Source organism: Nocardia sp. NPDC050717 (genome assembly GCF_040654275.1).
In the GTDB taxonomy this organism is placed as follows: Bacteria; Actinomycetota; Actinomycetes; order Mycobacteriales; family Mycobacteriaceae; genus Nocardia.
Genome location: NZ_JBFAHR010000015.1, coordinates 1 through 26,825, shown reverse-complemented (window position 1 = coordinate 26,825; position 26,825 = coordinate 1). Strand labels below are relative to the sequence as shown.

General features: G+C 70.5%; 29 protein-coding genes. 19 read left to right on the top strand and 10 right to left on the bottom strand.

Annotated features, from left to right (window positions below; all coding sequences use genetic code 11):
- Positions 1-64 precede the first annotated feature (64 nt).
- Together AB0H56_RS25740 and AB0H56_RS25735 are read left to right on the top strand one after the other, a co-directional pair.
- On the top strand, positions 65-1,339 hold the full coding sequence (locus tag AB0H56_RS25740) for a glycosyltransferase family 87 protein (RefSeq protein WP_357167875.1): 1,275 nt from the start codon (positions 65-67) through the stop codon (positions 1,337-1,339).
- A gap of 175 nt (positions 1,340-1,514) precedes the next feature.
- Positions 1,515-1,682, top strand: a complete 168-nt coding sequence (locus tag AB0H56_RS25735) for a hypothetical protein (protein ID WP_357167873.1) — start codon at positions 1,515-1,517, stop codon at positions 1,680-1,682.
- 113 nt (positions 1,683-1,795) lie between these two features.
- Here AB0H56_RS25735 and AB0H56_RS25730 read toward each other — a convergent pair whose 3' ends face one another.
- Both AB0H56_RS25730 and AB0H56_RS25725 read right to left on the bottom strand, forming a co-directional pair.
- Entirely contained in the window at positions 1,796-2,716 is a 921-nt protein-coding gene (locus AB0H56_RS25730; RefSeq protein WP_357167871.1) for a sterol desaturase family protein, read from the bottom strand.
- A gap of 43 nt (positions 2,717-2,759) precedes the next feature.
- Positions 2,760-3,521, bottom strand: a complete 762-nt coding sequence (locus AB0H56_RS25725) for an AraC family transcriptional regulator (protein ID WP_357167869.1) — start codon at positions 3,519-3,521, stop codon at positions 2,760-2,762.
- A gap of 273 nt (positions 3,522-3,794) precedes the next feature.
- On the opposite strand from AB0H56_RS25725, the gene AB0H56_RS25720 reads away from it, so the two are divergent.
- From AB0H56_RS25720 to AB0H56_RS25660, 13 genes are all read left to right on the top strand, one after another.
- A complete protein-coding gene (locus AB0H56_RS25720; RefSeq protein WP_357167867.1) occupies positions 3,795-5,066 on the top strand; it encodes a helix-turn-helix domain-containing protein in 1,272 nt (423 codons plus the stop codon).
- Between the two features lie 176 nt (positions 5,067-5,242).
- Complete coding sequence (locus AB0H56_RS25715; RefSeq protein WP_357167865.1) at positions 5,243-6,619, top strand: MFS transporter; 1,377 nt, start codon at positions 5,243-5,245, stop codon at positions 6,617-6,619.
- Positions 6,616-8,115 (top strand): aldehyde dehydrogenase, encoded by a 1,500-nt coding sequence (locus AB0H56_RS25710; protein WP_357167863.1) that lies wholly within the window; start codon positions 6,616-6,618, stop codon positions 8,113-8,115. Before AB0H56_RS25715 ends, AB0H56_RS25710 begins: the two co-directional genes overlap by 4 nt.
- Positions 8,116-8,208: 93 nt before the next feature.
- On the top strand, positions 8,209-9,150 hold the full coding sequence (locus tag AB0H56_RS25705) for a VOC family protein (RefSeq protein WP_357167861.1): 942 nt from the start codon (positions 8,209-8,211) through the stop codon (positions 9,148-9,150).
- Positions 9,147-9,935 carry an aspartate dehydrogenase domain-containing protein gene (locus AB0H56_RS25700; RefSeq protein ID WP_357167859.1) on the top strand — a complete coding sequence of 263 codons (789 nt, stop codon included), beginning with the start codon at positions 9,147-9,149 and terminating at the stop codon, positions 9,933-9,935. Before AB0H56_RS25705 ends, AB0H56_RS25700 begins: the two co-directional genes overlap by 4 nt.
- Positions 9,936-9,939: 4 nt before the next feature.
- Entirely contained in the window at positions 9,940-10,725 is a 786-nt protein-coding gene (locus tag AB0H56_RS25695) for an alpha/beta hydrolase (RefSeq protein ID WP_357167857.1), read from the top strand.
- Positions 10,726-10,738: 13 nt separating this feature from the next.
- Positions 10,739-11,266, top strand: a complete 528-nt coding sequence (locus tag AB0H56_RS25690; RefSeq protein ID WP_357167855.1) for a cupin domain-containing protein — start codon at positions 10,739-10,741, stop codon at positions 11,264-11,266.
- Between the two features lies 1 nt (position 11,267).
- The gene (locus AB0H56_RS25685) at positions 11,268-12,032 is read left to right on the top strand and encodes a 3-oxoacyl-ACP reductase family protein (RefSeq protein WP_357167853.1); all 765 of its coding nucleotides are present in this window, start codon (positions 11,268-11,270) and stop codon (positions 12,030-12,032) included.
- A 46-nt stretch (positions 12,033-12,078) separates the two neighbouring features.
- Positions 12,079-12,861: an SDR family oxidoreductase gene (locus AB0H56_RS25680; RefSeq protein WP_357167851.1), complete on the top strand. Its 783-nt coding sequence runs from the start codon at positions 12,079-12,081 to the stop codon at positions 12,859-12,861.
- A 19-nt stretch (positions 12,862-12,880) separates the two neighbouring features.
- The gene (locus tag AB0H56_RS25675; protein ID WP_357167849.1) at positions 12,881-14,527 is read left to right on the top strand and encodes a thiamine pyrophosphate-binding protein; all 1,647 of its coding nucleotides are present in this window, start codon (positions 12,881-12,883) and stop codon (positions 14,525-14,527) included.
- Between the two features lie 161 nt (positions 14,528-14,688).
- Positions 14,689-15,651 (top strand): PDR/VanB family oxidoreductase, encoded by a 963-nt coding sequence (locus AB0H56_RS25670; RefSeq protein ID WP_357167847.1) that lies wholly within the window; start codon positions 14,689-14,691, stop codon positions 15,649-15,651.
- 10 nt (positions 15,652-15,661) lie between these two features.
- Positions 15,662-15,880, top strand: a complete 219-nt coding sequence (locus AB0H56_RS25665; protein ID WP_357167845.1) for a recombinase-like helix-turn-helix domain-containing protein — start codon at positions 15,662-15,664, stop codon at positions 15,878-15,880.
- Positions 15,880-16,926 (top strand): aromatic ring-hydroxylating dioxygenase subunit alpha, encoded by a 1,047-nt coding sequence (locus tag AB0H56_RS25660; protein WP_357167843.1) that lies wholly within the window; start codon positions 15,880-15,882, stop codon positions 16,924-16,926. The genes AB0H56_RS25665 and AB0H56_RS25660 overlap by 1 nt, the downstream gene beginning before the upstream one ends.
- A gap of 17 nt (positions 16,927-16,943) precedes the next feature.
- Here AB0H56_RS25660 and AB0H56_RS25655 read toward each other — a convergent pair whose 3' ends face one another.
- The 8 genes from AB0H56_RS25655 to AB0H56_RS25620 form a co-directional block, all read right to left on the bottom strand.
- Positions 16,944-17,486 carry a MarR family transcriptional regulator gene (locus AB0H56_RS25655; RefSeq protein ID WP_357167841.1) on the bottom strand — a complete coding sequence of 181 codons (543 nt, stop codon included), beginning with the start codon at positions 17,484-17,486 and terminating at the stop codon, positions 16,944-16,946.
- A gap of 58 nt (positions 17,487-17,544) precedes the next feature.
- Positions 17,545-17,925 carry a RidA family protein gene (locus tag AB0H56_RS25650; protein ID WP_357167839.1) on the bottom strand — a complete coding sequence of 127 codons (381 nt, stop codon included), beginning with the start codon at positions 17,923-17,925 and terminating at the stop codon, positions 17,545-17,547.
- A gap of 81 nt (positions 17,926-18,006) precedes the next feature.
- The gene (locus AB0H56_RS25645; protein ID WP_357167837.1) at positions 18,007-19,323 is read right to left on the bottom strand and encodes an MFS transporter; all 1,317 of its coding nucleotides are present in this window, start codon (positions 19,321-19,323) and stop codon (positions 18,007-18,009) included.
- Positions 19,324-19,334: 11 nt separating this feature from the next.
- On the bottom strand, positions 19,335-20,528 hold the full coding sequence (locus AB0H56_RS25640) for a serine hydrolase domain-containing protein (protein WP_357167835.1): 1,194 nt from the start codon (positions 20,526-20,528) through the stop codon (positions 19,335-19,337).
- A 26-nt stretch (positions 20,529-20,554) separates the two neighbouring features.
- Positions 20,555-20,860 carry a DUF202 domain-containing protein gene (locus AB0H56_RS25635; RefSeq protein ID WP_357167833.1) on the bottom strand — a complete coding sequence of 102 codons (306 nt, stop codon included), beginning with the start codon at positions 20,858-20,860 and terminating at the stop codon, positions 20,555-20,557.
- Positions 20,857-21,207, bottom strand: coding sequence for a DUF202 domain-containing protein (locus AB0H56_RS25630; RefSeq protein WP_357167831.1), 351 nt, complete (start codon positions 21,205-21,207; stop codon positions 20,857-20,859). The genes AB0H56_RS25635 and AB0H56_RS25630 overlap by 4 nt, the downstream gene beginning before the upstream one ends.
- Positions 21,204-22,391, bottom strand: a complete 1,188-nt coding sequence (locus tag AB0H56_RS25625) for an acyl-CoA dehydrogenase family protein (RefSeq protein WP_357167829.1) — start codon at positions 22,389-22,391, stop codon at positions 21,204-21,206. The genes AB0H56_RS25630 and AB0H56_RS25625 overlap by 4 nt, the downstream gene beginning before the upstream one ends.
- A gap of 14 nt (positions 22,392-22,405) precedes the next feature.
- The gene (locus AB0H56_RS25620) at positions 22,406-23,947 is read right to left on the bottom strand and encodes a long-chain fatty acid--CoA ligase (protein ID WP_357167827.1); all 1,542 of its coding nucleotides are present in this window, start codon (positions 23,945-23,947) and stop codon (positions 22,406-22,408) included.
- A 113-nt stretch (positions 23,948-24,060) separates the two neighbouring features.
- On the opposite strand from AB0H56_RS25620, the gene AB0H56_RS25615 reads away from it, so the two are divergent.
- From AB0H56_RS25615 to AB0H56_RS25600, 4 genes are all read left to right on the top strand, one after another.
- Positions 24,061-24,663 (top strand): TetR/AcrR family transcriptional regulator, encoded by a 603-nt coding sequence (locus AB0H56_RS25615; protein ID WP_357167825.1) that lies wholly within the window; start codon positions 24,061-24,063, stop codon positions 24,661-24,663.
- Positions 24,664-24,715: 52 nt separating this feature from the next.
- Entirely contained in the window at positions 24,716-25,300 is a 585-nt protein-coding gene (locus AB0H56_RS25610) for a QsdR family transcriptional regulator (RefSeq protein ID WP_357167824.1), read from the top strand.
- A gap of 199 nt (positions 25,301-25,499) precedes the next feature.
- Positions 25,500-25,622, top strand: a complete 123-nt coding sequence (locus AB0H56_RS25605) for a hypothetical protein (protein ID WP_357167822.1) — start codon at positions 25,500-25,502, stop codon at positions 25,620-25,622.
- A gap of 209 nt (positions 25,623-25,831) precedes the next feature.
- The gene (locus tag AB0H56_RS25600) at positions 25,832-26,653 is read left to right on the top strand and encodes an SDR family NAD(P)-dependent oxidoreductase (protein WP_357167820.1); all 822 of its coding nucleotides are present in this window, start codon (positions 25,832-25,834) and stop codon (positions 26,651-26,653) included.
- Positions 26,654-26,825 lie beyond the last annotated feature (172 nt).

Below are 26,825 nucleotides of genomic sequence, written 5' to 3'. Positions count from 1 at the left end.
CTCGGTCACCGCCCGCGACGGGCGGTGACGCGGCGGACGGGTCGAGTCGGTATAGTCGCCGCGGATGAGTAGTGACACCACCCACCCCCCGCAGCAGCATTCCGCACGCCCGATCCATCGAGCATGGTGGCTGGTGCCGGTGTTGCTCACCGTGGTGTCGATCGTGTGTGTCCGGATCCCGGTCTGGCCGTTCGAGCAGTACTCCGGCGGTTTCATCGACCTGCAGGTGTATCGCCTCGGCATCGATGCCATGCGCGACGGCGCCGACATGTACGGGCAACTGCCCAAGACCTCGGCCGGGATCGGCCTGCCCTTCATCTACCCGCCGTTCGCGGCCGTGGCGCTGGCGCCGTTCGCGCTGCTCTCGTGGGGGGCGGCAAAGATCCTCTACGTCGTCGTCTCGATCGCGGCCCTCGGCTGGACGCTGTATCTGGTCGCGCGGCGCTACCACCGCGACAACCGGCAGGCCGCCGCGTTGGTCGCCGCGTGCGCGCTGCCGCTGGCCATGCTGCTGGAACCGGTGCGCTCGACCATCGACTTCGGTCAGGTCAACCTGCTGCTGATGGTGCTCGTCGCCACCGACTGCCTGCTGCTCAAGACCCGCTACCCGCGCGGCGTGCTCATCGGCCTGGCCGCCGCGATCAAATTGACCCCGGCCGCGTTCGTGCTCTTCTTCCTCGTCCGCAAGGACTACAAGGCCGCGGCCACCGCGGCGGCCACCGGCGCGGTCGCCACCATTGCCTCCTTCGCGCTGCTGCCCACCGAGTCCACCCGCTACTGGTTCGGCGGCCTCGGCAATGTCTCGGGCCTGAGCGGCTCGGCGTTCCACACCAACCAGTCCATCCAGGCCGTGCTGGCCCGCCTGCACGTCACCGGGCTGCCGTTCGACGCCCTCTGGCTCTTCTTCGGGGCGCTGCTGCTGGCCCTGGTCGTCGCCGCCATGCGCAAGGCCGCCGACGCGCCCGCGATCGCGCTGGCCCTCAATGCCGTGTTCACCCTGCTGCTGTCGCCGATCTCGTGGTCGCACCACTGGATCTGGATCGCGCCCGCCCTGCTGGCCATCGTCTGCCACGCCCGCACGCTGCCCGCGGCGAGCGCGCGCGGCTGGTACGCCACCGCCGTGGTGGTTGCCGCGGTCTTCGTGATCGCGCCGCACAGCTTCCTGCCCGACGGGGAGCACCGGGAGACGTCGTGGTCGTGGTGGCAGCACATCTTCGGCGACACCTATGTCTGGCTCGCCGTCGCCCTGGTGGCCCTGTTCCTGCTCACCGGCCGGCACCTGCCGGCCAAAGTCGCGGCCGAGCCCGTCCCCGCCGGGGAGCCCGCCCGCGCTGTCTGATCGCGCGCGAGGCGTTTGTCAAGGAATTGTTTATGGATACCTACGACGATTTTCCGCACGGTGCATAGATTGGTCAAAAGCCGTGCGGACCATGGTGATTCACCATGGTCGCCGTGATTGCATCGTGATGTCCCGAAGTCGGGACGTGTCATATTGTGCAACCGAGGAAGATCGTATGAATTCCAGAACTGCCCGTCCGCTCGCCGTCGTCGCCCTCGCGCTGTCCGCGTGCGCATTGAGCGCCGGAACCGCCACCGCCGCGGCTCCGAGCCCCGTCTCGGGCTCGGTGGAGGTGTGCGTCCCGCTCCCGCTCGGACCGATCGAGGTCAGCCTGTGCCTGTAGGCGGCTAGCCGGAATGCCCGGGGCGGTGGTGGCACCCCTTGTCGGCGCGGCATTGCGCGGTGCCGCCGCCGATTCACCACTGCTCCGGGCGGTTCGCCGCGAGAATCGCATGGTCAGCCGGTTGCGACCTGGTCGGGGGATTCCGGCCGGGTGGTGCCGGCCGCGACGTGGCAGGCACCGTGCCGGGTGAACGGTTCCGCGAGCTGCGCCAGGTAGCCGGCCGGGTAGTCGGGTTTCGCGGCCATCCCGAGGTCGGCGCTGGTGAACCGGCGCGCGGGGTCGTAGCTGTAGGTGCGGAGCAGGTGGTCCCAGACGAGGGTGAACAGACCGAAGTTGACATCGCCGACACCGGCCCATTTGAGGTGGTGGAAGCGGTGGCCTTCGTTGAGTGCCAGGACGCGCGTGAACGGTCCGACGCGATAGTCGGCGTTGGAGTGCTGTAACAGCAGCTGCACCGCCACCGCCAGCGACAGCGCGGCGGCGACGGGCACCGGGATTCCGGCCAGCAGCAGCGGGGTGACCCCGGCGGTCGTCTCGATCATTTGATGCAGCGGGTGTTTCATCAGCCCGTTGAGCCCGTAGAAGCGGGTGACGCTGTGGTGCACGGCGTGGAACCGCCACAGCACCCCGATCTTGTGGCTGGCGTAGTGGGCCAGGGTGATGCCGAGATCGGCGGCGAGAACAGCGGCCAGGACCTGCACGGCGAACGGCGCGTCGTGCGGCCAGATCCCGGCACCGGGGACGAGCGCGGCGAGTGCGGGGACGGCGGCGACGCTCGCGAGGATGAGAGTTTCGTTGACGAAGCCGTGGGCGGTGTCGCGGCCGAGGTCACCCTGGGAGCTGTTCCAGGAATCCTGATACGGCAGTAGTCGTTCGGCGATGAACGATGCCGCGACCGCGACCGCGAGCAGGGCGATCAACCAGGCCTTGTGCGCGCCGGTGGCGGCCAGGGCGATGCCGGCGCCGTTGACACCGAGCAGCATGAACGGGACGTAGCCGTAGCGGATGAGGGCTCGGACGAGCGTGGACGTCATGGGACTCAGCGTCGCGTCCGGACCGGGCGCGGGCTTGAAGAAATCAGCCGACTTCACCGCGCCCCGCAGGTGCGGGTCGCCAGCCGGTGGCGATCAGCGCCTCGGTCGGGGTGATGCCGATCAGGTCGCGGCAGGTGCGGGTCAGATGAGCGCTGTCGGCGAACCCGGCGGCGTGGGCGGCCCCGGTCAAGGAGCCGCCGGCACGCACCACGGCGAAAGCCTGATGCAACCGGGTCCAGCGCCGCCATGCCGCATACGGCAACCCCACGTGTTCGGTGAACACGTGCGACAGGCGGCTGCCCGAGATCCCCACCCGGCCGGCGAGTTCGCCGAGCGCGGGTGGGCCGCCCGGCCAGGCGGTCGCGGCGCGCAGCGCCTCGGGGACGACCGGATGCGTGCGCTTTCGCCGAGCCGGAGCGTGTGGCGACGGCGGGCGCGGACGGGCGGCGGCGACCCAGCTCATGGCGTGATCGCCGGGTAGCCCGGCCAACCGCGCGAGGGCGGCTTGCGCGGTCACGGAATCGGGATCGAGGAACGCGACGAACCCGCTGGTGCCGGGTTCGGCACTGACCTGATGGCCCACACCCGGCGGGATGATCGCTGCGTGCGCGAGCGTGGTGCGACCGGCCGCGTCGGTGAGGGTGAGCGCGCCGCGGGCGACGAACAGTACCTGCACCGCGGCGTGCGCGTGCGCGGCCGTGTCGCCGATGCCCCCGGTGAATGCCATCAGCCCCGGGCTGAACACCACACCGCCACGCCACCGCGCCACCTCCACCCCCGCAGGGCTCTCCTCAGTATTCGACACAGAGACATTCTCGCCACGGGGACCGGCAGGCCGGTCGGGAGGGCTGGGCCGAATTCGGAGAAACCGGTGTCGGGCAACGGAATCCTGTCCATGAATTCGTCCGACAGCGATTCGGCCTCGGCGGTGACGCGCGGTCCGATGCCGCCTCCTTGTCACAATCCATAGACCTTTCCGAATTCCGTTGCCGCCTATCACAAATGAACCCGGGACACCGATTACTACCGGCGGGTAGATTGGGGGCTTGCTCAGTGATCTGGGTGGGAAGGATTCTCCATGGCTGTATCGACCTCCATCACCCCCTTTCTGACCGCCGCGGGCCGTCCGGTCTCGACCCCGCTGCGCGACGTCCGCGCGATCTCCCGCCAGATGGTGGGACATTTCATCGAAAACGTCGTGCCCTGCGGAACGCTGCCCGGCGAGGCGCTCGACGGTGACGTCACCACGGTGACGCGGGTGTGTCTCGAACTGACCAGGAGCATGCTCGACGGCCGTGACCAGCCCGGCCGCATGGAGCGCATCCAGGCCGCGGCCGCCGACTGGGCGCGCGAGGGCATTCCGATCGACACGATCCACAACGCCGTACACGAGGGGTTCAAGCTCGGCTTCGACCTCGTCATCACCAATGTCACCGGCCACGATCAGGACATGGTCGTCAAGGTGGCCCGCCGGCTCACCGAGGTGCAGAGCATGATCACCTCGGCGGTCTCGGCGGCCTATGTGCGCGAGCTGCGCTCGGTGGTCAGCGAGCACCACACCGCCGTCCACACCCTGACCTCGGCCCTGCTCGGCGGCCAGAGCACCTCGACGATGGCGCGCGAGTGCGGCATCGAGATCGCCGACTGCTATCACGTCCTCGCGCTCGCGCTGCCCGCGCATCCCGACGAAGTCGATCCCGACCTGGACGGCAACGTGGTCGCCCGGCGCAAGCTGCGCCGGGTGCAGGCCGAACTCGCGAACCGGTGTGTGGGCAAGGTGCTCTCGCTGCTCAGCGTCGAAGGCGGCACGCTGCTGCTGCCCGTCGCGGAGTTCGACGAACCGGCCCTCGACGCGCTGATCGCCGGTCTGTCCGACGCCGCCCGGGTTCCGGTGCGCGCGGTGGTGATGTCGGCGGTGCCTGCCGAGATTCCCCGTGCGGCCGAGCAGGTGCACGAGCTGGTCGAGATCGTGCACCGGCTCGGGGGTCCGAGCAAGGTGTACCGGCCGCACGAATTGGCGTTCGAGTATCAGCTCACCCGGCCGGGTCCCGCGCGCGAGCACCTCAGTTCGGTCGTCGATGCCCTGGAAGCGCATCCGGAGCTGCTGCAGACACTCGAGGTCTACATGGCGACCAATTTGCAGCGCTCGCGCACCGCGCGCGAACTGTTCGTGCACACCAACACCGTCGACTATCGATTGAAGAGAATCAGCCAGCTGACCGGTTTCGATCTGAATTCCGTCACCGGCATCTGTCATCTCCGGGCGGCGCTGCTGATTCGTTCGCATCGCGGCGGCGGCAACGCCGATGTCCCTCGCCTCGAGCGTCAGGCCGGTTCCCGCGCGGGATGAGGCGCGAGAGCCCCCACCGATGAGCCCCGATCCGTCGATCGGGGCTCATCGGCGTTCAATACCATTACGTATGCTGTGAAGTCAACCCTTGACGTAGCCCCTGTGGGTCAGCTTACATCTAAGCCCTAAGCTATTTAGCGCTTAGGTAAATGGCACCTACCCGTCAGAGGAACCTCATGACCATGGTTTCGCCCCGCACGGCCGCGACGGCCGAGATGATCAGCGCTCGGCTCGAGCGCTTGCCGATGAGCCGCTGGCACGTCAAAGCCCGGGTGATCGTCGGCGCCGTCACCTTCTTCGACGGCTTCGATCAGCTGATGATCGCGTACTCGCTGCCGGAACTGGCGCCCAAGTGGGGTCTGTCCTCGGCGGCGATCGCCTGGGTGATCGCGATCGGCGGCATCGGCATGCTGGCCGGTGCGCTCGGCGGCGGCTGGCTGGCCGATCGGGTGGGCCGGCTCAACGTGATCATGGGGTCGCTCGCGCTGTACGCGCTGATGAGCCTGGGCATGGCGTTCACCGACAGTCTGGTGCTGTTCCTGGTCTTCCGGTTCGTGCAGGGCATCGGGCTCGGCGCGGAGGTGCCGGTGGCGGCCAGCTACATCGGCGAGATCACCAAGGCGCATCGCCGCGGCCGGTTCGTCCTGATGTACGAGGTGATCTTCCCGATCGGCCTGGTCGCCTCCGCGGTGGTCTCCGCGTGGGTGGTGCCGAACTTCGGCTACAAGGTGCTGTTCGCGCTCGGCGCGCTGCCCGTCCTGCTGCTGCCGCTGCTGCGCAATCTGCCCGAGTCGCCGCGCTGGCTCGCCTCGCGCGGCCGGTTGGCCGAGGCCGAGGCCGCGATGGAGGCGATCGAGGAGGAGATCGCCACCAGGTACGGCAAGACCCTGCCGCCCGCGACGCCGTTGCCCGCCGTCGAGGTCGAGGTCAAGCGGGCCCGGTTCGTCGAGCTGTTCCACGGTGTCTACCTGCGGCGCACCCTGATGCTCGCGGCCATCTGGCTCACCGCCTACTTCGTCAACTACGGCATCGCCTCCTGGCTGCCCACGCTGTATCACAAGGCTTTCGACCTCGACGTCGACACCGCGCTGCGCTACAGCATCGTCACCTCGGTGGCCGGCCTCGTCGGCTGCGTCGTCGTGGCGTTGCTCATCGACGGTGTCGGGCGCCGCGTCTGCATCTCGGTGTCGATGGTCCTGTGCAGCACGATGCTGTTCATGCTGGCCGCGGTGGGTACGGGCTCGGCGACCCAGGTGCTGTTCTGGTCCGCCGGATCGGCCCTGTTCGTCTTCGCGGTGAACATGGCGCTCTACGTCTACGCCGCCGAGTTGTACCCCACCCGGATGCGCGCCCTCGGCTGTGCGTTCGGCGGTGCGGCCGGGCGGCTCGGCATCATCGTCGGGCCCCTGGTGGTCGGGTTCGTGGTGGGCACGGGCAGTTCGCTGACGGTGTTGTTCGTGATGTTCGGCCTGGTCGCGCTCGTCGGCGCGGCGGTGGTCGCGCTGTTCGCGGTCGAGACCAAGGAGCGCACCCTCGAAGAGATCTCCCGATGACCGCGGTGCACACGGCGGCCGGTTTCGAGCCGGTCGCGGACGAGATCCTGATCGGCGGCTGCTGGAAGCGGGGGACCGGGCCCGAGGGCGCGGTCGTCGACCCCGCGACCGGCCAGACCCTGCAGATCGTCACCCAGGCCACCGTCGAGGACGTCGACACCGCCGTCGACCTCGGGGCCGCGGCGGCCGCGGCGCCGGGCTGGCGGGATCTGCTCCCGCACGAACGGGCCCGCTTCCTGCACCGCATCGCCGACGGCATCGACCGCGCGGCCGCCCGGCTGGCCCTGCTGCAGACCTACAACACCGGCAAGACGCTCACCGAAACGCGCGCGCTGGTCGCCAGCGCGGCGGGCACGTTCCGCTACTTCGCCGCCGTGCTCGAGACCGCCGACGAGGACCTGACCACCCGGCGCGGGAGCGCGCTGACCCTGAGCGTGCACGAGCCGATCGGCGTCGTCGGCGCCATCACGCCGTGGAACTCACCGGTGGCCAGCGACGCGCAGAAGATCGCGCCCGCGCTCGCCGCGGGCAACGCGGTGGTGCTCAAGCCCGCCGAGTGGACCCCGCTGGTCTCGCTGGCGCTGGGCCGGATCATCGACGAGGCGGGACTGCCGAGCGGACTGCTCTCGGTGCTGCCGGGGCGCGGTTCGGTGATCGGTGACGCCATCGTCACGCACCCCGGAGTCGGCAAGGTGAGCTTCACCGGCGGCACCAGGACCGGCCGGATGATCGCGCATACCGCCGCCGAGAAACTCATGCCGGTCTCGCTCGAGCTCGGCGGCAAGTCGCCGACCATCGTGCTCGCCGACGCCGACCTCGAGCAGGCGGTCAACGGCATCCTGTACGGCATCTTCTCCTCCACCGGACAGAGCTGTGTCGCGGGCTCGCGGCTGTTCGTCGACCGGCGCCGCTACGACGAGGTCGTCGACCGGGTGGTCGCCAAGGCCGCCCGGCTGCGCATGGGGCCCGGCCTCGATCCCGACACTCGCGTGGCGCCGATGGTGCACCGCGCGCACCGTGACGCGGTCGCCCGCCATGTCGAGCGGGCCCGTGCCGAAGGGGGCCGGATCCGCTGTGGCGGAACGATTCCCGACGAGCCGCGGCTGCGCGACGGCGCCTACTACCCGCCGACGGTGATCGAGGGGCTGCCCAACGATTCCCGCACCTGCCAGGAGGAGATCTTCGGCCCGGTCCTGGTGGCGCTGCCCTTCGACGACGAAGCCGACCTGCTCGCGCAGGCGAACGACTCGGTCTACGGGCTGGCCGCGGGTATCTGGACCGCGGACTATCGCGCGGCCTGGCGGCTGGCGCGCCGCCTGCAGGCCGGCACCGTCTGGATCAACACCTACAAGCAGTTCAGTATCTCCACGCCCTTCGGTGGCGTGAAGGAGAGCGGGCTCGGCGTGGAGAAGGGGCGGGCGGGCATCGCCGCCTATTCCCGGCAGAAGAGCGTCTACTTCGGGCTCGACGAGCAGCCGAATCCCTGGGCGGGCTGACCGCACCGCACCGGAAAGAAATTCCCGCGACCCCTTCCCGCCCATATAGTTGAGCGCTAAAATATTGAGATATCAGCTACTGGAGGCCATGTCATGAACGAACCGATCGCGCGTCTGCGGTCCCTGCGCTCGGTCGAGCTGCGGACCACGGCCTGCGCCGCGTCCACGGACTTCTACTCGGAGGTCTGGGGCCTGCGTGTGGTGGAGCAGGGGACCGACGCGGCCTGGCTGCGCGGCACCGGTGAGCAGCACCACGCGCTGCAACTCACCGCGGCCGACCGAAACGGACTGGGCCGCATCACCTTCGCCGTCGGTACGCCCGCCGAGGTGGACGCCGCGGCCCGTCGCCTCGAGCTGCGCGGCCTCGCGATCCTCGCCGGCCCCGGCCCGACCGATACCGTCGGCGGCGGCTACGGGGTGTCGTTCGTCGATCTGGAGGGCCGGGTCGTCGAGCTGCTCGCCGACGCGCTCGCGGTACCGAAACTGGGCCGCGACGACGCGGTTCCGGTCGGCGTCACCCACGTCGTGCTCAACACCGTCGACATCGACGCCGCCGTCGAGTTCTACCGCGACGTGCTCGGCATGCGGGTCTCGGACTGGTCCGAACACCAGATGGCCTTCCTGCGCTGCAACGCCGATCACCACAGCATCGCGTTCAATCAGGCCAGGTGGACCTCGGTGAACCACGTCGCCTACGAGATGCCCACCGTCGACCACTTCATGCGCGGCATCGGGCGGCTGCGGCATCACGGCGTGCTGCCGCTGTGGGGGCCGGGCAAGCACGGACCGGGCGACAACACCTTCTCCTACTTCGCCGACCCCGCCGGGCTGGTGTGTGAGTACACCTCCGGCATCGCCCAGGTCGACGAGGACCGGTGGCTGTGCAAGGTGTGGCGCCGGGTGCCGGAGCTCTCCGATCTGTGGGGCACCGCGGGCCCGCCGTCCAAGCAGGTGCGCGAGCACATGGCCGGCATCGCCGATCCCAGTGCGTTCGAACGCTTTCCGGCGCTGGTGTCCGGGGCGGTGGGCCGGTGAACGCCCGGGTGGCGGTCCTCGGCTACGGCAGCATCGGCCGGGTCGTCGCGGCCCGCCTGCTCGACGGCGCGCTCCCGGGCGCACGGCTGGTCGCGATCGTCGACCAGCAGCCGCAGGCCGACGCGCCGGTGCCGCAGACCGACCTCGACGACGCCATCGCCGCCAGCGACGTGATCGTCGAGTGCGCGGGCCAGGCGGTGGTGGCCGAGCACGCCGAGCGCATCCTCGCCGCGGGCCGCGATCTGCTGATCTCCTCGGCGGGCGCGCTCGTCGATCCCGAGCTCGCGCGGCGTCTGCGCGACGGCGGTCCCGGCCGGGTGCTGTGCACCTCGGGCGCGATCGGTGGACTCGACCTGCTCGCCGCCGCCGCGGACGCGGCCCCCTTCGAGACGGTCACCGTGCGGACGACGAAAAAGCCCGCCGCCCTGGTCCAGCCGTGGATGGACGCCGAACGGGCCACCGCGATCGAGACGGCGTCGGCACCGATGACCGTGTTCGAAGGCGACGCCGCCGAAGCGGCCCGGCTCTTCCCCCGTTCGCTCAATGTCGCGGCCGCCGTGTCGTTCGCGGTGCGGGACTGGGACATCGTGCGGGTGCAACTGATCGCGGCGCCCGACGCGGACCTGACCCGGCACGAGATCACCGCCGCAGGGCCGATGGGCCGGTACCGATTCCAGATCGAGAACCTGCCCAGCGCCGACAACCCCCGCACCAGCGCGGTCGTGCCGTACGCGGTCCTGCGCTCGCTGGCCACCCTGCTCCATCGACCCGCGCTGATCGGATAACGCCATGGCCGACCTGCATGTCACCGACCTCGGCACCGGCCCCGCCGTGCTGATGCTGCACGGAATAGGCGGCAGCGCCGACACTTTCGCCCCGCAGTTCGAGGAACTGGGTGCACGGCTGCGGCTGCTGGCCTGGGACGCCCCCGGCTACGCCCGCTCGGCCGATCCGGCCGACCCGCTCACGCTCGACGACTACGCCGACACCGCCGCGGCGGTGATCCGGGAGCGCTGCGGTGCCACCGGCGCGCACCTGCTCGGGATGTCCTGGGGCGGGGTGATCGCCACCCGGCTCGCGCTGCGCCACCCCGAGCTCGTCCGCAGCCTGGTACTCGGCAGCTCCACCGTCGGCTCCGCCGCGAGCGCCGACGGCGCGGCCGCGATGCGCGCACGCGCCGACGAGCTCGCCGCGCTGGGTCCGGCCGGTTTCGCGGCGCGCCGCGCACCGAAGCTGTTGTCCGACACGGCGACACCCGGCGAGGTCGAGGCGGCGGTGGCGGCCATGGCCGCGGCCATCCGGTTGCCGGGCTACCGCGGCGCGGCCGAGTCGATGGCCGCCACCGACCACACCGCCGACCTCGCCGGGATCGACATCCCGACGCTGATCCTGTGCGGCGACGCCGACACGGTCACCGGACTGCCCGCGGGGCAGGTCCTGGCCGGCGGCATTCCCGGCGCCGTCCTCGTCACCGTGCACGGGGCCGGGCACCTGGCCAATCAGGAGCGGCCCGCCGCCTTCAACGCCTGGTTCGAATCCTTCGTCCACATCACCGAGCGCCTGCACAACCACTAGCAAGGAGAACACCATGACCAGCACGACCGCCCCCGGCACCCTCGACTACGACTCCGCCGACCTGGCCGAATACACCGACTCGCTGATCCTCACCCGCGCCAGCCGCCACGAGGACTTCGACACCCTGTCCTTCCAGGAGAAGGCGGGCCCGCAGTTCCGCCGCGCCCAGATCCGCTACGTCGGCTCCGGCGCCACCGGCAACCACGAGGGCGACCACCGCACGATCCCCTCGCGCGGCTTCACCTTCTCCAACATGCTGCTCCCGCCCGGCGGCGAGGGCCCCGAGCACACCCACCACGACGTCGAAGAGGCCTTCTTCGTCCTGGAGGGACAGGTCGAGGTCGGCATCCACCGGGACGGCAAGGTTGAGAAGCGCACCCTCGGCTACCGCGACATGATCGTCGTCCCGGCGGGTGTCCCGCGCAGCCTGAAGAACACCGGCGACGTCGACGCCCTGTTCTGCGTGATCATCGGCGCGCAGAAGCCGCAGATCCCGACCTACCCGGAGACCTCGGTCATGCACGGGATCACGAGGGACTGACGTGCCGACCGATGCCGACGGCCTGGCGGGCCGCACCGTCGTCGTCACCGGCGCCGGCCGCGGACTCGGCCTGGCCATCGCGCGCAGGCTCGGCGCCGAGGGCGTGCGCCTGTGGCTCGCCGACATCCGCGCCGACTGGGGCGATGCCGCCGCGGCCGAGCTCGCGGCGGCCGGGTTCGATGCTCGTTTCGTCGAGGTCGACCTGCGCTCGGCCGAGTCCGTCCAGGCGATGGCCGACACCGTCACCGCCGACGGACCGATCTACGGACTGGTGAACAACGCCGCCCTCGCCGACGGCGTCGGCGGCAAGGCCGTCCACGAACTGGCCGTGGACGACTGGGATCGCGTGCTGAACGTGAACCTGCGCGGCACCTTCCTGGTGTGCCGGGCGCTGGTGCCCTCGCTCATCGACCACGGCGACGGCCGGATCGTCACCATCGGCTCCGACGCCGCCCTCTACGGCTCGCCCCGGCTCGCGCACTACATCGCCTCCAAGGGCGGGGTGGCCGCGCTGACCAGGACCATGTCGCGCGATCTCGGCCCGTACGGCATCACCGTGAACACCGTCTCGCCCGGACTCACCGAATCGGAGTCCGCGGCCATGGTTCCCGAGCACCGGCACGAGCTGTACCGGCTCAACCGGGCGCTGCCGCGTCCACAGCGGCCCGCGGACCTGGTCGGCGCTGTCGCGTTCCTGATGGGGCCCGAGGCCGCCTACATCACCGGCCAGCAGCTGGTGGTCAACGGCGGCTTCGTCCTCCACTGACCAGCCACGTCCACCGAAAACCCCGACACCGCAGAGGAATCCACCGATGGACCTGCAGATGAAAGACCGCACCTACCTGGTCACCGGCGGCAGCTCCGGGATCGGGCTCGCCACGGTGGAACTGCTGCTCGGCGAGGGCGCCAATGTCGTCACCTGTGCCCGCGATCAGGGGCGTCTCGACGCGGTTCTGGCCCCGCTCGGGGCGACCGAGCGGGTCATGGCTGCGGCGTGCGACGTCCGCGAGACCGCCGCCGTGCAGCGCCTCGTCGCGGCGGCGGCCGACCGGTTCGGCGGCCTCGACGGCCTGGTCAACAACGCGGGCGGGTCCCGGATGAAACCGCGCGACCAGGTCACCCTCGACGACTGGCGCGACGAGCTCGACCTGAAGTTCGCCGGTGTCCTCAACACCGTCGACGCGGCCCTGCCCCACCTGTGCGTGTCACCGGTGGCCGCGGTCGTGAACATCAACGCGGTGCTGGCCCGCCAGCCCGAGCCCCGACTGGTCACCACCAGTGCGGCCAGGGCGGGTCTGCTCAACCTGAGCAAATCGCTGTCGCTGGAACTGGCCGGTCGCGGCGTGCGGGTGAACTCCGTGGCCCTCGGTCTCGTCGACACCGGGCAGTGGCGCCGCCGCTACGAGGAGTCCGGGTCCGCGGCGAGTTTCGCCGCGTGGGAGGCCGAGATCGCCGCGGATCGCGGGGTCGGCCTCGGCCGGTTCGGCCGGGCCGACGAGGTCGCCGCCATCATCGCGACGCTGCTCTCGCCCCGCGCGTCCTATGTCACCGGCACCACCGTCGAGGTGGACGGGGGAGTGGCGCGCTATGTCTGAGAACGAAGGGAACCCCATCATGAGCTCCGAGATCACCGGCAACGGCGGTGACCTGCTCGTCCAGGTGCTGCGCGAGGCCGGCGTCGACACCGTGTTCGGCATCGTCAGCGTGCACAACCAGCCGCTGGTACAGGCCGTCAGCAAGCAGCTGCGCTTCGTGCCGGTGCGGCACGAGGCCACCGCGGTCAGCGCCGCCGACGGGTATGCCAGGGCCACCGGTGGTCTGGGCTGCGCGCTCACCAGCACCGGCACCGGCGCGGGCAACGCGGCGGGCTCGCTGATCGAATCGCTCAGCGCGGGCACCTCGGTGCTGCACGTGACCGGCAATGTGGAGAGCCGGTACCTGGGCTCCGGCCGCGGCTTCATCCACGAGACCAAGGATCAGCTCGGCATGCTCACGGCCGTCTCCGCCTACGCGGCGACGATTCCGGACGCAGGCAGCGCGGCCAAGGTGCTGCGCGACGGCATCGCCAGGGCGCTCGAGACGCCGAGCGGGCCGGTGAGTATCGAATGGCCGATCGACCTGCAGTACGCCGCGCAGACCGTCACCCCGCAGCGCGTGGCCGTCGCCGCCCCGGACCCTGCCGATCCGGCCCGGGTCGCTGCGGCGGTCGAGCTGCTGCGCGGCGCGCGGCGCCCGGTGATCTGGGCGGGCGGCGGTGTGGCACAGGCGGGTTCGCGGCTCACCGAGCTGGTCGAACGGTGGGGCGCGGCACTGCTCACCAGCAACTCCGGCCGCGGCGCCGTCGCCGAGGACCACCCGCAGTGCGTCGGCAACTACGGCAACTCGCCGCTGGGCCGGGCCCTGCTCGCCGACGCCGACGTGCTGCTCTCGCTGGGCACCCACTTCCGGTCCAACGAGACCGGCGACTATTCGATGCCGGTGCCCGCCACGCACGTCCAGGTCGACCTCGACGAGCGGGCCATCGGCCGCGTGTATCCCGCGCAGGCGGGCGTCGTCGCCGATGTCGGTGAGTTCCTGGACGCCCTGCTGTCCGCCGGCGTGGCCCCCGCCGATGCCGAGTGGACCGACCGTGCTCGCTCGACCCGCGAGCAGGTCCGCGCGAACCAGCGGGCCGGCCTCGGCGATCACGCGACGCTGTGCGACGCGGTCCGCGCCGTCCTGCCCCTGGACTCGGTGATCGCCAGGGACGTGACGATCGCGTCGAGTTCGTGGGGCAACCGGCTGCTGCCCATCCACGACCCGAAGTCCAATGTCTTCCCCCGTGGCGGGGGAATCGGGCAGGGCCTCGGCATGGCCATCGGCGCGGCACTGGCCGACGAGACCAGGCCGACGCTCGGCCTGGTCGGCGACGGTGGTCTGGCGGTGCACTTCGGCGAACTGCTCACCATGGCCCAGGAGAAGCCGTGGCTGGTGCTGCTGGTCTGCAACGACGGCGGCTACGGCGTGCTGCGCAACATGCAGAAGGGCGGCGGTCAGGAGACCTATGGCGTCGACCTCGTCACCCCTGACTTCGCCCTGCTCGCCCAGTCGATCGGGGTGCCGTATCAGCGGATCTCCGGTGCGGCGCAGGCGCATTCGGTGCTCGAGGCCGCCGTGGCGCTGCGGGGGCCGGTGATCGTCGAGGTCGACCTCGCCGCGTACGGCGAGATGCCGGCGCCGTTCACCCCGCCGGTGACCGTGCCGGGGACCGGCGCGCACTAGGTCCGCCTTCGGCGGCGAGGACTCCGGGTGTTCCCGGGCCTCGCCGCCATTCGCGTTTCCGCGACAGATCGGGGGAAAAAGTTGCGCCGGACTGTGGCGCCCATTACACCTTAGCGCTAAACTATTGAGCACTGAACAATCTGCCCAGGGAGGTAGCGGCGATGAAACTCGAAACGGGAACCGTCGAGCTGTTGGTCCGCCAGATGCGGTGGGAGTCGCGCGACGTCGTGTCGGTTCGGCTCGAGCACGGCGACGGCGCCGCCGTCGCGCCCTGGACGCCGGGAGCGCACCTGGACCTGCACCTCGGCAACGGCCTGGTCCGGCAGTACTCGCTGTGCGGCGATCCCGCCGACAAGACGGGCTACCGCATCGCCGTGCTGCGCGACCCCGCCGGCCGTGGCGGTTCCCGGCACGTGCACGAGGTGCTGCGGCCAGGCCAGCAGATCCCGGTCGGCAAGCCGCGCAACAACTTCGAACTGCTCGAGTCGCCGAAGTTCCTGTTCGTCGCCGGCGGCATCGGGATCACCCCGATCCTGGCGATGATCGGCGAGGCCGAGCGTCGCGGCGCCGACTGGGAACTGCACTACGGCGGCCGCACCCGCGAGAGCATGGCCTTCCTCGACGAACTGCACCGCTTCGGTGACCGCGTCCACATCGTCAGCGAGGATCGCGAAGGCGTCCTCGACCTGCCCGCGCTGCTCGCGACACCGCGCGCCGACACCCTGGTCTACACCTGCGGTCCCGAGGGCCTGCTCGCCGCGGTCGAACAGCTCGGTGCCGACTGGCCCGAGGGTGCCGTCCAGCTCGAGCGCTTCACCCCGAAAGCCCGTGCGGCGGAGGCGGACGGCGACGCCGATCGCCCGGTCCGGGTGGTGTGTAGCCGCTCCGGGGTCAGCGTCACCGCCGCGCCGGACACCTCCATCCTCGACGCGCTCGAAGGCGCCGGAATGGACCTGCCCAACTCGTGCCGGGAGGGCATGTGCGGCAGCTGCGAGACCCGGGTGCTGCGTGGCGTGCCCGACCACCGCGACTCGGTGCTGTCGAGCGCCGAACAGAGCTCCGGCAAGACCGTCATGATCTGCGTCTCGCGGGCCCGCACCGACGAGCTCGTACTCGACCTGTAGGAGGAACCTGATGAGTCTCTATCTCGTGGAACACCAGTCCCGTTCGGCGGAACCCACCCCGTACGAGCGCAAGCTCGCCGGCGCGATCGAGGAGGTGTTCGGCGAGGGTGGTCACGGGCTCGAGGAGCTCGTCGACGGTCTCAACCGCCGCGGCATCCACGGTCCCGACGGCCGGGCGTGGACCACCGAATCCTTCACCACCGAGATCGCCAGGATGGGAGCACACTGATGGCGAACGTACGCACCCGCGGCTCACTCACCAGCGACCAGATCTTCGCGACCGGCATGCGCGACCAGTGGCACGCGGTGTGCCCGTCGCACTTCGTCGAACGCGGCGGTATGCGCCGGGTCACCCGCCTCGGCGAGGACTGGCTGCTGTACCGGCAGTCCGACGGCACCGTCCGGATGCTGGCCGACCGGTGCCCGCACCGCGGCGCCCCGCTCTCGCAGGGCCAGCACCTCGGCGACCGGATCGCCTGCAAATACCACGGCGTCCAGGTCGACGGCACCGGCACCGTGGTGTCGGTGCCCGGCATGCCGGGCTGCAACCTCGAGGGCAAGGCGCTGGTCACCAGCCTGCCCGTGCGCGAGGTCGGCGGTGCGATCCTTGCCTGGTTCGGCACCGATCCGCACGCCGAACCCGCACCGCTGCGCCTGCCCGATCCGCTGGTCGACGACGGGGTTTCGGCCTTCCTCTGCTACGCCGAGTGGCACGCGCCATGGCGCTTCACCCTGGAGAACCTGCTCGATCCGATGCACGGCGCGTTCCTGCATCGCGAGTCGCACTCGATGTCGGGCGGGGAGACCTCGGCCCGGTTCCGGATCCGCGAGACCGAGCGCGGCTTCTTCTTCGAGAAGACCGACCAGCGTGGCGTCAATTTCGACTGGGTCGAGTTCTGCCGCACCGGCGCCGACTGGGTCGACCTGGAGATCCCGTATCCGGCGACGGCCGGTCCCGGCGGGCCGTTCGGCATCGTCGGCATGGGCACCCCGATCGACGCGCACACCACGGCGGTGTTCTTCTGGCGGTACCGCCGCGTCACGGGCTGGGAACGCGATGTGTGGCGCTTCCTTTACCGCACCACCCTCGAACAGCGGCACTGGGTGGTGCTGGAACAGGACCGGGTGATGCTCGAGGGCATGGCCGATGACGCCGACCAGGCCGAGAACCTGTACCAGCACGATCTGGGCGTTGTCCGGCTGCGCAGGCTCTACCGGGCACAAGCCGAGGAGCAGGCGGCGGCGATGGCGCCTGCGGCACCGGCGCTGGTGTAGCGGACGGGCGCGACCGGCTAGGCGGAATGCTGTGCCGAGGGAGCGGATTCGCTCGTCTCGATCGAGTGCTCGAGCACGCGCAGCAGTCCGGCCAGCTGGTCGCGCTGGTCCTGGCTGAGCCCGGCCAGCATCCTGGCCTCGTTCGCGAAGTGCTCGAGCGCCGCGTTCTCGATCACTCGCAGCCCCTCGTCGGTGAGCTGGGCGTAGACCACGCGGCGATCCTCGGTGTCACGCACCCGGGTGACCAGCCCCGCCTTCTCCAGGCGGTCGACGCGCAGCGTGATGCCGCCGGTGGTCACCAGCGACATCTCCGCGAGCTGACCGGAGGTCATCCGGAACGGCGGGCCCGAACGGCGCAGTGCCGCAAGGACATCGAAGGACGCCATGTTGATGTCGTGCGCGTCGAAGACCGCGGCGAGCGAGGCCTGGTAGCGCAGGTAGCTGCGGTGCAGCCGGCCGAAGACCTGGAGCGGGGACACGTCGAGGCCGGGCCACTGACCCGCCCACTGGCGCACGATGTCGTCGACGGCGTCTTGCGCGGGAACTGCCTCGCGTGCCACACGAACTCCTCTTCATCCGGGCCTACCTGACAACCTGAGCGCCAAGATGACTGCCAGACTACGCGTCCGCGCTCCGCCGGCCGGTGTCCGCGACGCGGGCCACGGCGTCGAGTTCGGCCGTCGCGCCGTAGGGCAGGCTGCTCACCTCGAGGAAGGTCCGCGCCGGTCGCGGCTCGGCGAAGAGCCGCTCGAACTGGCGATTGGCCTCCTCGCGCAACGACAGATCGGTGACGTAATAGGTCAGCTTGACCACATCGTCGAGCTCGCCGCCGACCGTCGCCAGCCGCTCGCACATCCGATCCACCGCGGCATCGAGCGCCGCCATCCGCCCCGGCACCGCGACACCGTCGGCGTCGATGGACAACGCCCCGGAGACGAACGCCAAACCGCCTGCGACGACGGCGGGGCTGTAGGGATGCTGAGCCGAGACCTCGGTCATGGCGTGCTCACTTTCGGTTGGTCGACGCGGGATGTCCGCGCCGCCCATTTTACCTTAGTGCTCAACAAAATGCATCGATGATCAGCGCGCCGACGCGGGGGCCACCTCCGGCCGGCGGGCCGTGATCACCGCCGCGTCCCTGGCGTAGGGCCGGTACAGCGCGGCCGAGGCCACTGCGTTGGCGAGGGTGAGCACCACCGTGACGGCCAGCAACGCGCCCTGCAACCCGATCGCATCGCCGAGCCTGCCGACGATCAGCGCGTACCCCGCGTAGGCCAGCGCTTCGACGGTCGAGACCGACACCGCGAAGGCCAGCCCGCGCAGCGGTGGCGGCACCACCGCCATGATCAGCGGGCGGTTCACCACCGGGACCTGGCCCTGCAGGAAGCCGAGCAGGCCGAACAGCGCCGCGTACATGCCCACGCTGTGCCAGCCGATCTGGGTGGCGAGGAAAGCGACAGCGGCGAAACCGAATTGGCTGAGCTGCAGCATCGCGACCCGGCCTGCGCGCGGATACCGCCGGTGGACCAGGTCGTTGACCCGCCCGCCCGCGAACGTGCCGGTCATGTAGCCGATCGCGAACGGCAGCGCGATCACCGAGGCGGTGGCGGTGCTGAGACCGCGCTCCTCGACGAGGAAGACCGCGCCGAAGCTCATGATCACGTTCTGCCCGGAGAACAACCGCTGCACGAGGATGTAGCGAAAGGTGCGCACGCCGAGCAGGGCCCGGAGCGACTCGGTCAGCCCCCGTGCCTTGTCCTCGAGCTGTCCGAGGGTCGGCACGTCGACCTCGTGCCGTTCGCCCGCGACGGGGTCGTCGAGAAAAGCCATGATCAACACGCCGATCACGACGCAGACGGCGCCGGAGAGATAGAAGCCGTAGCGCCAGCCCTCCTCGACGCCGGACAGCTGCCCGACCAGCGGGGCCGAGACGCCGCTGATCAATGCCACCCCGCCGTAGAGCATGCCGGTGGCGCGCCCGCGGTGGCTGTCCTGGTAGAGATCGCCCAGGATCGACAGCGCGATCGGGCCCGCCCCGGCGAATCCGGCGGCGGCTATGGCGTAGAGCAGGACGAACTGGCCGAAGCTGCCCGCCGCGCCCGCCGCCATCGACCACACGCCCCAGAAGCCCGCGCACACCGCCAGCACGGTCTTGCGCGGGAACCGGTTGGCCAGCAGGACCCAGGGAATCCCGGCGACCACGCCGACCGCCTTGCCGACGGCGACGATGGTGCCCAGCGCCGAGGCCGAGAGCCCGAGCGACTCACGCATGAGGGGAAAGAGCACGCTCGTCACGTTGGCCTCGGCGTTGTCCATCGCCGAGGAGGCGGTGAGCAGCGCCAGGTTCTTGCCGCGGCGGCGCCGCGCGCCCGGCGCGGCGAAATCCAGAGTGGTCATGGCGGTGCCCTTCAGGCGGGAGTGTCGGTGGCGAGGGCGGCCGCGATCTGCGCGTAGGCCGCGACCAGCGGGGTGGGCGGCACCGACGGCGAGAGCACCTGCGCGCCGAAATGCACCACGACGAGCTCACGCCCGGGCGAGACGAACAGGTGCTGGCCGTGGATACCACTGGCCAGGTACGAGCCGTACGGATCGTCGAGGATCCACCAGAAGTCGTGATAGCCCAGGCGCGGCGGGGCATCGGAGGTGTCGCGGGGCAGCCGCACCCGCCGGGTCGGTCCCGCGGGCACCTCGGTGATCGACCGGACGACGGACTCCGGGAACACCTGCCGGTCGCCGAGCGCGCCGCCGCAGCGCAGGATCTCCCCGACCCGCGCGACATCCCGCGCGGTGGCGGCGAAACCGCCGCAGGCCATTTCGTTCCCGGCGGGGTCGAGCACGTAGTAGCCGTCCTCGGCGGCGCCGATCCGGGACCAGACCAGATCGCTGAGCAACTCGGCGGTCGACAGGCCGGTGATGCGGCGCAGCACCTCGGCCACGACCTCCACATTCGCGTTCTCGTACCGGAATTCGGTGCCGAACGGCCCGGTGGCCTCGGCGGTGGCCAGGTGCTCGAGGATGGTCCGCGCGCCGGTGTAGCCAGCCGGGCGCAGTCCGGGCGCGACCACGGCCCAGAAACGATGCGCTTCGAGGATTCGGTCGTAGGGCCTGCCGCCGAAGGCCACTTGCGTGGTCATGTGCAGAAGTTCCTGCAGCCGTGCCGAACCCAGACCGGTGCCCGCCAGTTCCGGGATGTACTTCGCCGCCTCGTCCTCGCGCCGGAGCAGCCCCTGCTCGTCGAGCAGTGCCGCGAGCAATCCGATGTAGGACTTCGCGAGCGAGGCGTTGAGATGCGGTATGTGGGCGCGGTACCCGTGCAGATATTGCTCGTGGACGACCCGCCCGCGATGCACGACCACGAGCGCGTCCGTCTCCGCTTCACGCAGTGCCTGCGCCAGCGGCACGGTGCGCCCGAAAGTCCAGGACACCGGCAGATCGGTGAGGTCGGCCGGGGCGGCCGGCAGGGTCGACGGTGCGCCGGTGCCGCGCCACACGGCACGGGTCGGGGCCATGTCGCGGACGGTGGTGGCGTGGCGGCGGACATGCGCCGGATCGAGGAAGCCCTTGGTCCACACCATGTCCGCGGGGCTGAGGGATTGCGTCATCGGAATCTCCTGTCGGAAGTCTCGGCTCAGCCGAGCAGGGGGAGCGCGGCACCCGCCGTCATGGCGGTGCCCGCGCAGATCGCCACGGCCGCTGCCGTGGGAAGGGGTGCCGCGGCGGTGGGGTCGGCCCGGTAGCGGCGGTGCCGTTCGCGCGCCGCCGCCAGGACCGCGGCCAGGGTGGCGGTCGCGCAGACGAGGGCGAGCGGCGCGGCCGGGGAATCGCTCGCGAACACCGAGCGGACCAGCAGGACCGTCAGCACGGTCGCCGCCAGCGCGGTGCGGCGCCACGCGAGCACCGTGCGTTCGGGTTGCAGCCCCGCCGGCGCGGTCATCCGGCGACCAGCGCGACCGAGAGCATGGCCGCCACGCACACCCCGGTCAGGGTCACCGGGACCAGTGGCGGCCGGGGCAGCGGCGCGTCGCGGCGCATCGCGGTCTGGACGCGGCGCCACTGCCGGAACGCCCCGACCGCGATCACGCAGGCCAGCACCGCGCACAGGGCTCCGACCGCCGTGCGCACGCGCGGATCGGTTCCCGCTGCGGTGAAATGGGCCACGGCGACCCCGCCCGCCAGCAGGCCGAGGGCGGTGCGGATCCAGGCAAGGAACGTGCGCTCGTTGGCCAGGGTGAACCGGTAGTCCGGCTCCCGGCCGGTCTCGTCTTCGGCCGCGGCGCTCACGACAGCAGCAGCTCGCGCGCGATGCCGTTGCGCTGGATCTCCGAGGAGCCGGTGAGGATGCGGAACATGCGCAGCCGCTGGAACAGCCCCTCCACCTCACCGCCGCGCACCACGCCCGCTTTGCCGTGGATCTGCACCGCGTGGTCGGCGATGGTGAACGCCTTCTCCGCGACGAACAGCTTGCACAGGAACGCCTCGGTGCGCGGGCGGTGTCCGGCGTCGAGGGCGGCCAGCGCGTCGTAGGTCATCGAGCGGGCGGCGTAGTAATCGGCGGCCATGTCGGCGAGGCGGTGCTGGATCGACTGCAGCATGCCCAGCGGCGCCCCGTTCACCTGCCGGGTCTTCGCGTACCCCACCGACAGTTCCAGCGCGCGCCGGGCGGCGCCGAGCGCGGTGGGGCAGTGCAGCAGCCGGTTGACCGTCACGCGGCCCAACCCGATCCGCAGCCCCTGGCCGACCTCGCCGAGTAGCTGTTCGGGCCCGACGTAGCAGTCGTCGAGGACGATGTCGGCCTCGATGTGCTCGCCCGACATGGGCGTATCTCCTTCGGCCACCGTGCATCCCGGGGCATCCAGGTCGACAAGGAAGGTCGAGAAGGTCTCGGTCGGTGTGCCGTCGGCCTCGGTCATGCGCGCCACGAGGATCGAGAAGTCGGCGAACGGACCCGCGCTGGAGAACACCTTGTGACCGGTGAGCCGCCAGCCGTCGCCGTCGGGGGTGGCGGTGGTGCGGATACCGCGCACGTCCGAGCCGGCGTCGTGCTCGGTGAGCGAGAAGCAGCAGGCGCGTTCGCCGCGCAGGACGGGCAGCAGGTACTTCTCCAGCTGGTACGGGGTGGCGTACTGGAAGATCGACCCGACGCGCAGTGGCCCGCCCATGTCGCCGAGCACCGAGGTGGCGAACAGGCGCGGCGAGGCGCCCACCTCCTCCTTGAGCGCGGCGAGTTCGGTGAAGGTCAGGCCCTGGCCGCCGTGCTCGGCAGGCAGATGGATGCCGTAGAAGCCCAGTTCGCGGCTGCGCTGCCAGACCGGCTGCAGGACCTCGCGCCCGTAGCGTGACTCGCGGGTGAGCCCGAGCCCGGCCTCGTACTCGGCGAGTTCACCGTCGAGGTAGTCGCGAAGGGCGCCGACGAGGTCCTGGAGGCGGGGATTGTCGTCGTAGGTGGGGGAGAGGGTGAATGTCATCGAATTGTCCTGTGTCAGTTGACCTGCCGGTCCGCGTCGGCCCAGTAGCCGGCGCGGACGAGGCGGCGATCGATCTTGCCGTTGCGGTTGACCGGCAGCGCGGTGACGAAATCCACCGACCGCGGCTTCTTCATGCGCGCCAGCCGGGCGGCGCAGTGGTCGATGAGTTCCTGTTCGCTCGGCGCCCGCTCCGGTCGCGCCACCACCACGGCCTTGACCGCCTCGCCCCACTGCTCGTCGGGGACGCCGACGACACACGCCTCGGCGACGCCGGGGTGCTCGTAGAGCGCGGCTTCCACCTCGCTGCAGTAGATGTTGAAGCCGCCCGAGATGATCATGTCCTTCATGCGGTCGACGATGAACAGGTAACCGTCGGCGCGGAAATAGCCCACGTCGCCGGTGTGCACCCAGCCGTCGCGGAAGGTCTGCGCCGACAGTTCGGGCTCGTTCCAGTACTCCCGCACGCAATCCGGGCCGCGCGCCACGATCTCGCCGATCTGTCCCGCGGGCAGCGGGACCCCGGCGTCGTCGACCACGCGGACCTCGGTGTCGAACACCGGCCTGCCGCACGACATCAGCAGTTCGGGATCGGACTCGATCCCGCGCGTGATGTCCTCGGCGGTGAGAATCGTGATGCCACTGGTGGTTTCGCCGAGCCCGTATCCCTGCATGACGATCGGGCCGAACACCTCGACCGCCTCGCGCAGCCGCTGCGGTGACACCGGCGCGCCGCCGACACCGAGGGTCCGCATGGCCGAGAGGTCGACCTCGGTGATCAGCGGATGACCCATGAGCATGTTGAGCATGGTCGGTACCACGAATGTGCTGGTGATGCGCTCGGATTCGAGGGTGCGCAGGAAGGTCGCGGTGTCGAAGGCGGGCAGGACGACCACCGCCGCGCCGCGTGCGAGCAGTGACAGCAGCACCATGCCGGAGGCGTGGGTGATGGGACCGGGCGCCAGATAACGGTCCTCCGGCGTCGGCGCGCCCGAGGGGCTCATGAGCCGCTTGCGCATATTGGCCAGGCGATTGCCGTGGGTCTGCACCGCCGCCTTGAGCGTGCCGGTGGAACCGGAGGTGTAGTTGAGCACCGCGGGGGCGTCGGCGTCGACGTCGATGCCGATCGGCTCCTCGGTGCCGGTGTCGAGCAGGTCGCGATAGTCCTGGCTCTCGTAGTCGAGCACCGCGCAGCCGGTGCCCGCGGCCGCGACCGCGGCGCGTGCCGCCTCGACGTGCGCGGTGTCGACGAACAGCACGCGCACGTCGGCATCGCGCACGACGTGCGCCAGCTCGTCGCCGGCGAGCCGCGCGTTGATCGGTACCCGGATGAATCCGCCCTTGGACAGCGCCATCTCGGTGATCACCAGTTCGCCGCGGTTCGCCGCGAAGGTGCCGACCGCCTGTCCCGGCTCGATACCGCGGCGCAGCAGCGCCGAGGCCAGCCGATCGGCCTCGGACTCGAGTTGCCGGTAGGTCCAGCGCGCCGGTCCGCAGACCAGCGCTTCCCGCTCGGGCCAATAGGTGGCGCTGCGGGTCAGATAGTGGCCCAGATTCATGAAGGCTCCGAAATCGACACGGCGAATGTTATTAGGCATCGTGTCTAATTACGGCCTGTATGTCAACGTCCCCTATGCTCGACGGAGAAGGATTCCGGAGAGAAAGGGCGCCAGTGCCACCCGAAGACCGCCGTGTGCGCCGCAGTCGCCGCGCCCTGCGTGACGCGCTGATCTCGCTGATCCTCGAGCGCGGGTACGCCAACGTGACCGTCGAGGACATCACCGAGCGCGCCGATCTGGGGCGCGCGACCTTCTACAAGCACTACACGGACAAGGACGACCTGCTCGACCGCATCGTCACCGACCTGACCGAGGAACTCGCAGAACGCCTGGGTGCCCTGCTGTCCACCTCGTCGGTGGGCTTCACCGGCAAGCCGGTCCTGGAGATGTTCCGGCACGCCGACGAGGAGCGCGACGCCTATCGCGTCATCCTGCGCGGCGAGGGTGACGGCCGGGCCCTGCGTCGTTTCATCGACGACCGAACCGCAGCCGCCGCAACGATTTTCGCCGCGCGGGCCGAGGCCAAGGGCGTCACCCCGCGCATCGACCTCGAGGTGCTCGCCCGCGCCTGGGTGGGCGAACAGGTGGCCGTGCTGCAGTGGTGGCTGGAATCGGATCCGCGGCCCATGACGCTGGACGAGGTCACCGGCATGCTGCGTGACCTGTCGCTGCGTGGCCGCTACTGGGCCTCGGGCTTCGAGGGCGACCTCGACTGAGGCGGTGAGTGGGTACGCGGTCCGGTCTCCGCCGCGTCCTATGCTGACGAACGTGGCAACCAGCGAAGGAACCCGAGCACCCGGCCGTCCGGCCGCGGCCAGCCGTGACGACGTGCTCGACGCGGCCATCGCGGCGTTCCTGGCGGGCAAGCGGGTCGACGCGAATGCCATTGCGGCCCAGCTCGGTCTGGCGCGGACGAGCATCTACCGGTGGTTCGGCTCCCGCGACGGGCTGCTCGGCGCGGCGCTGGCGCGTCAGCTCGAGCGCATGGTGGCCTATGCCGAGCGGCGCAGCACCGCCACCGGCGGGGAGCGGATCGTCGAGATCCTCGATCGGGCGATCCACTGGCTGGTCGACGACGGTTCGCTGCGCACCTACTTCGATCAGGAATCCACGGGCGCGTTGCGCCTGGTCACCCGCAGTGACGGGGTGGTGCATCCGGCCGCCGTCTCGATCGTCGAGGGCTTGCTCGAGCGCGCGCAGGCGCAGGGCTACGAGCCGCCGATCGACCGCGCGACGCTCGCGTACGCGCTGGTCCGGCTGTGGGAAGCGTTCCTGTACAACGACGCCGTGGCCGGCTTCCAGGGTGACGTGGAGCGCCTGAGCCGCGTCCAGGCCGCCCTGCTGCGCGCCTAGGTCATGTCTCCCGATCGGGCGGCTCGGCCGGTCCCGGGTGGGTTGACCACGAAGGCCCATCTGGCCACCGGTGGCAATGGTCGCGGGTTGGCGGGCGTCAGCATCGGCCCGCGGCCGTGTCGCCCGCGGCCGCAAAGGAATCGTCAATCCCAGCGGCCGGATCTTGCCCGGTTCCGAGCGGATCGGTTGGATGGCTGACATGACCACGAACTCGGCGTCCATGCGTGTGCGCTGCGCCGTGCCAGTCGGTCATCACGTGCCGTCGGCGCTCGAGCTCGTCGGCTTCGGTAGTGAGGACGAACCGCCGAGTCCGAAGGTGTGAGATCCGCCGCGCCTTCACCGCGGCACACCGGCTGATGCCGCTCACTCCGACGTGTGCGCGATCTGTGCTACGCCGGTCGACGGACAGCCGCATCCGGCCTCTCGGTCGTCAACGGCCACCGCATTCACAGCGGTCGCTGCTTCCCCTGAGCGTGTACCCATTTCATGTGTCCATGCGGTCGCGCCCGCCTCTTTCCCGATGGGAGAACAATGTCCGAATTCGTGTCCGGCGACCGTCTCGTGTTGGTCACCGGCGTCGATGAACGCCTCGGCTACGCCACCGCCCTGCGGTTCGCCGCCGACGGTGCGTCACTGATCGTGCACACCAAGGACCAGCACGGGTCAGCGCGAACACTCGATCGTTTGGTCGCCGACGGCGTCGACCCACGCACCGTTCGCGTGGTCACTGCCGACTTCCGGCGGCTCGTCGAGGTCGATGCGCTCGCCGCCCAGCTCCACGCCGCGCTCCCTGCCCTCCACGTCCTGGTCAATGCGGCAGCCATCGCGGGCGCACCGGGCCGGACGCACACCGAAGACGGGTTCGAGCTGGCCCTTCAGGTCAACTACCTTGCGCCGCATCGTCTCACGATGGCGTTGGCCGGCGCGCTCGCCGCTGCCCGTGGCCGCGTGGTGAACGTGACCTCGAAGATGCACATCGGCGGCAATATCGACTACTCGGACCTGGACCGCCGGCGGGGCCTCTACACCCCGACCGCGGTCTACGCGCAGTCCAAGCTCGCGTTGACCATGTTCACCCGCACACTCGCCGAAACCGGCCCCGGTGGCCTCACCGCGGTCAGCGTGCATCCGGCCGAGTTCGAGATCGATATGCCGCAGCTGCGCTCGCATGCCGATGAGCCTTTCGATCAGCCCGCTGCGGTGATCGCCGCACTGTGCGCACCCGGGTCCGCGGTCGTCGACGGCGGCTACTACATCGGTACCGAACTCTCCGATCCCGCTGGGCTGGTGCGTAATTCGCGGGCTCGTGCGCGGCTGGCCTCCTGGTCCAACGAACTGATGGTGGCGGCCTGATGTCCAAACGTGCCTCGAAGAAGCGCGCCCGCCGCAAGAAGAAGGCGAACCACGGCAAGCGCCCGGGAGCCTGATCCGGACGGTCCGTCCTGGACGCCGAGGAAGGGGCTGAGATCGCCGGTCGCGCGACCTCACCGGGGGGGGGGGGGCCCGCGGGGGGGGGAGCAGGGGA

Coding starts and splice junctions, on each gene's coding strand:
- AB0H56_RS25740 (WP_357167875.1), top strand. CDS start 65: ATGAGTAGTGACACCACCCACCCCCCGCAGCAGCATTCCGCACGCCCG.
- AB0H56_RS25735 (WP_357167873.1), top strand. CDS start 1,515: ATGAATTCCAGAACTGCCCGTCCGCTCGCCGTCGTCGCCCTCGCGCTG.
- AB0H56_RS25730 (WP_357167871.1), bottom strand. CDS start 2,716: ATGACGTCCACGCTCGTCCGAGCCCTCATCCGCTACGGCTACGTCCCG.
- AB0H56_RS25720 (WP_357167867.1), top strand. CDS start 3,795: ATGGCTGTATCGACCTCCATCACCCCCTTTCTGACCGCCGCGGGCCGT.
- AB0H56_RS25715 (WP_357167865.1), top strand. CDS start 5,243: ATGACCATGGTTTCGCCCCGCACGGCCGCGACGGCCGAGATGATCAGC.
- AB0H56_RS25710 (WP_357167863.1), top strand. CDS start 6,616: ATGACCGCGGTGCACACGGCGGCCGGTTTCGAGCCGGTCGCGGACGAG.
- AB0H56_RS25705 (WP_357167861.1), top strand. CDS start 8,209: ATGAACGAACCGATCGCGCGTCTGCGGTCCCTGCGCTCGGTCGAGCTG.
- AB0H56_RS25695 (WP_357167857.1), top strand. CDS start 9,940: ATGGCCGACCTGCATGTCACCGACCTCGGCACCGGCCCCGCCGTGCTG.
- AB0H56_RS25690 (WP_357167855.1), top strand. CDS start 10,739: ATGACCAGCACGACCGCCCCCGGCACCCTCGACTACGACTCCGCCGAC.
- AB0H56_RS25680 (WP_357167851.1), top strand. CDS start 12,079: ATGGACCTGCAGATGAAAGACCGCACCTACCTGGTCACCGGCGGCAGC.
- AB0H56_RS25675 (WP_357167849.1), top strand. CDS start 12,881: ATGAGCTCCGAGATCACCGGCAACGGCGGTGACCTGCTCGTCCAGGTG.
- AB0H56_RS25670 (WP_357167847.1), top strand. CDS start 14,689: ATGAAACTCGAAACGGGAACCGTCGAGCTGTTGGTCCGCCAGATGCGG.
- AB0H56_RS25665 (WP_357167845.1), top strand. CDS start 15,662: ATGAGTCTCTATCTCGTGGAACACCAGTCCCGTTCGGCGGAACCCACC.
- AB0H56_RS25660 (WP_357167843.1), top strand. CDS start 15,880: ATGGCGAACGTACGCACCCGCGGCTCACTCACCAGCGACCAGATCTTC.
- AB0H56_RS25650 (WP_357167839.1), bottom strand. CDS start 17,925: ATGACCGAGGTCTCGGCTCAGCATCCCTACAGCCCCGCCGTCGTCGCA.
- AB0H56_RS25645 (WP_357167837.1), bottom strand. CDS start 19,323: ATGACCACTCTGGATTTCGCCGCGCCGGGCGCGCGGCGCCGCCGCGGC.
- AB0H56_RS25640 (WP_357167835.1), bottom strand. CDS start 20,528: ATGACGCAATCCCTCAGCCCCGCGGACATGGTGTGGACCAAGGGCTTC.
- AB0H56_RS25635 (WP_357167833.1), bottom strand. CDS start 20,860: ATGACCGCGCCGGCGGGGCTGCAACCCGAACGCACGGTGCTCGCGTGG.
- AB0H56_RS25625 (WP_357167829.1), bottom strand. CDS start 22,391: ATGACATTCACCCTCTCCCCCACCTACGACGACAATCCCCGCCTCCAG.
- AB0H56_RS25620 (WP_357167827.1), bottom strand. CDS start 23,947: ATGAATCTGGGCCACTATCTGACCCGCAGCGCCACCTATTGGCCCGAG.
- AB0H56_RS25605 (WP_357167822.1), top strand. CDS start 25,500: ATGACCACGAACTCGGCGTCCATGCGTGTGCGCTGCGCCGTGCCAGTC.
- AB0H56_RS25600 (WP_357167820.1), top strand. CDS start 25,832: ATGTCCGAATTCGTGTCCGGCGACCGTCTCGTGTTGGTCACCGGCGTC.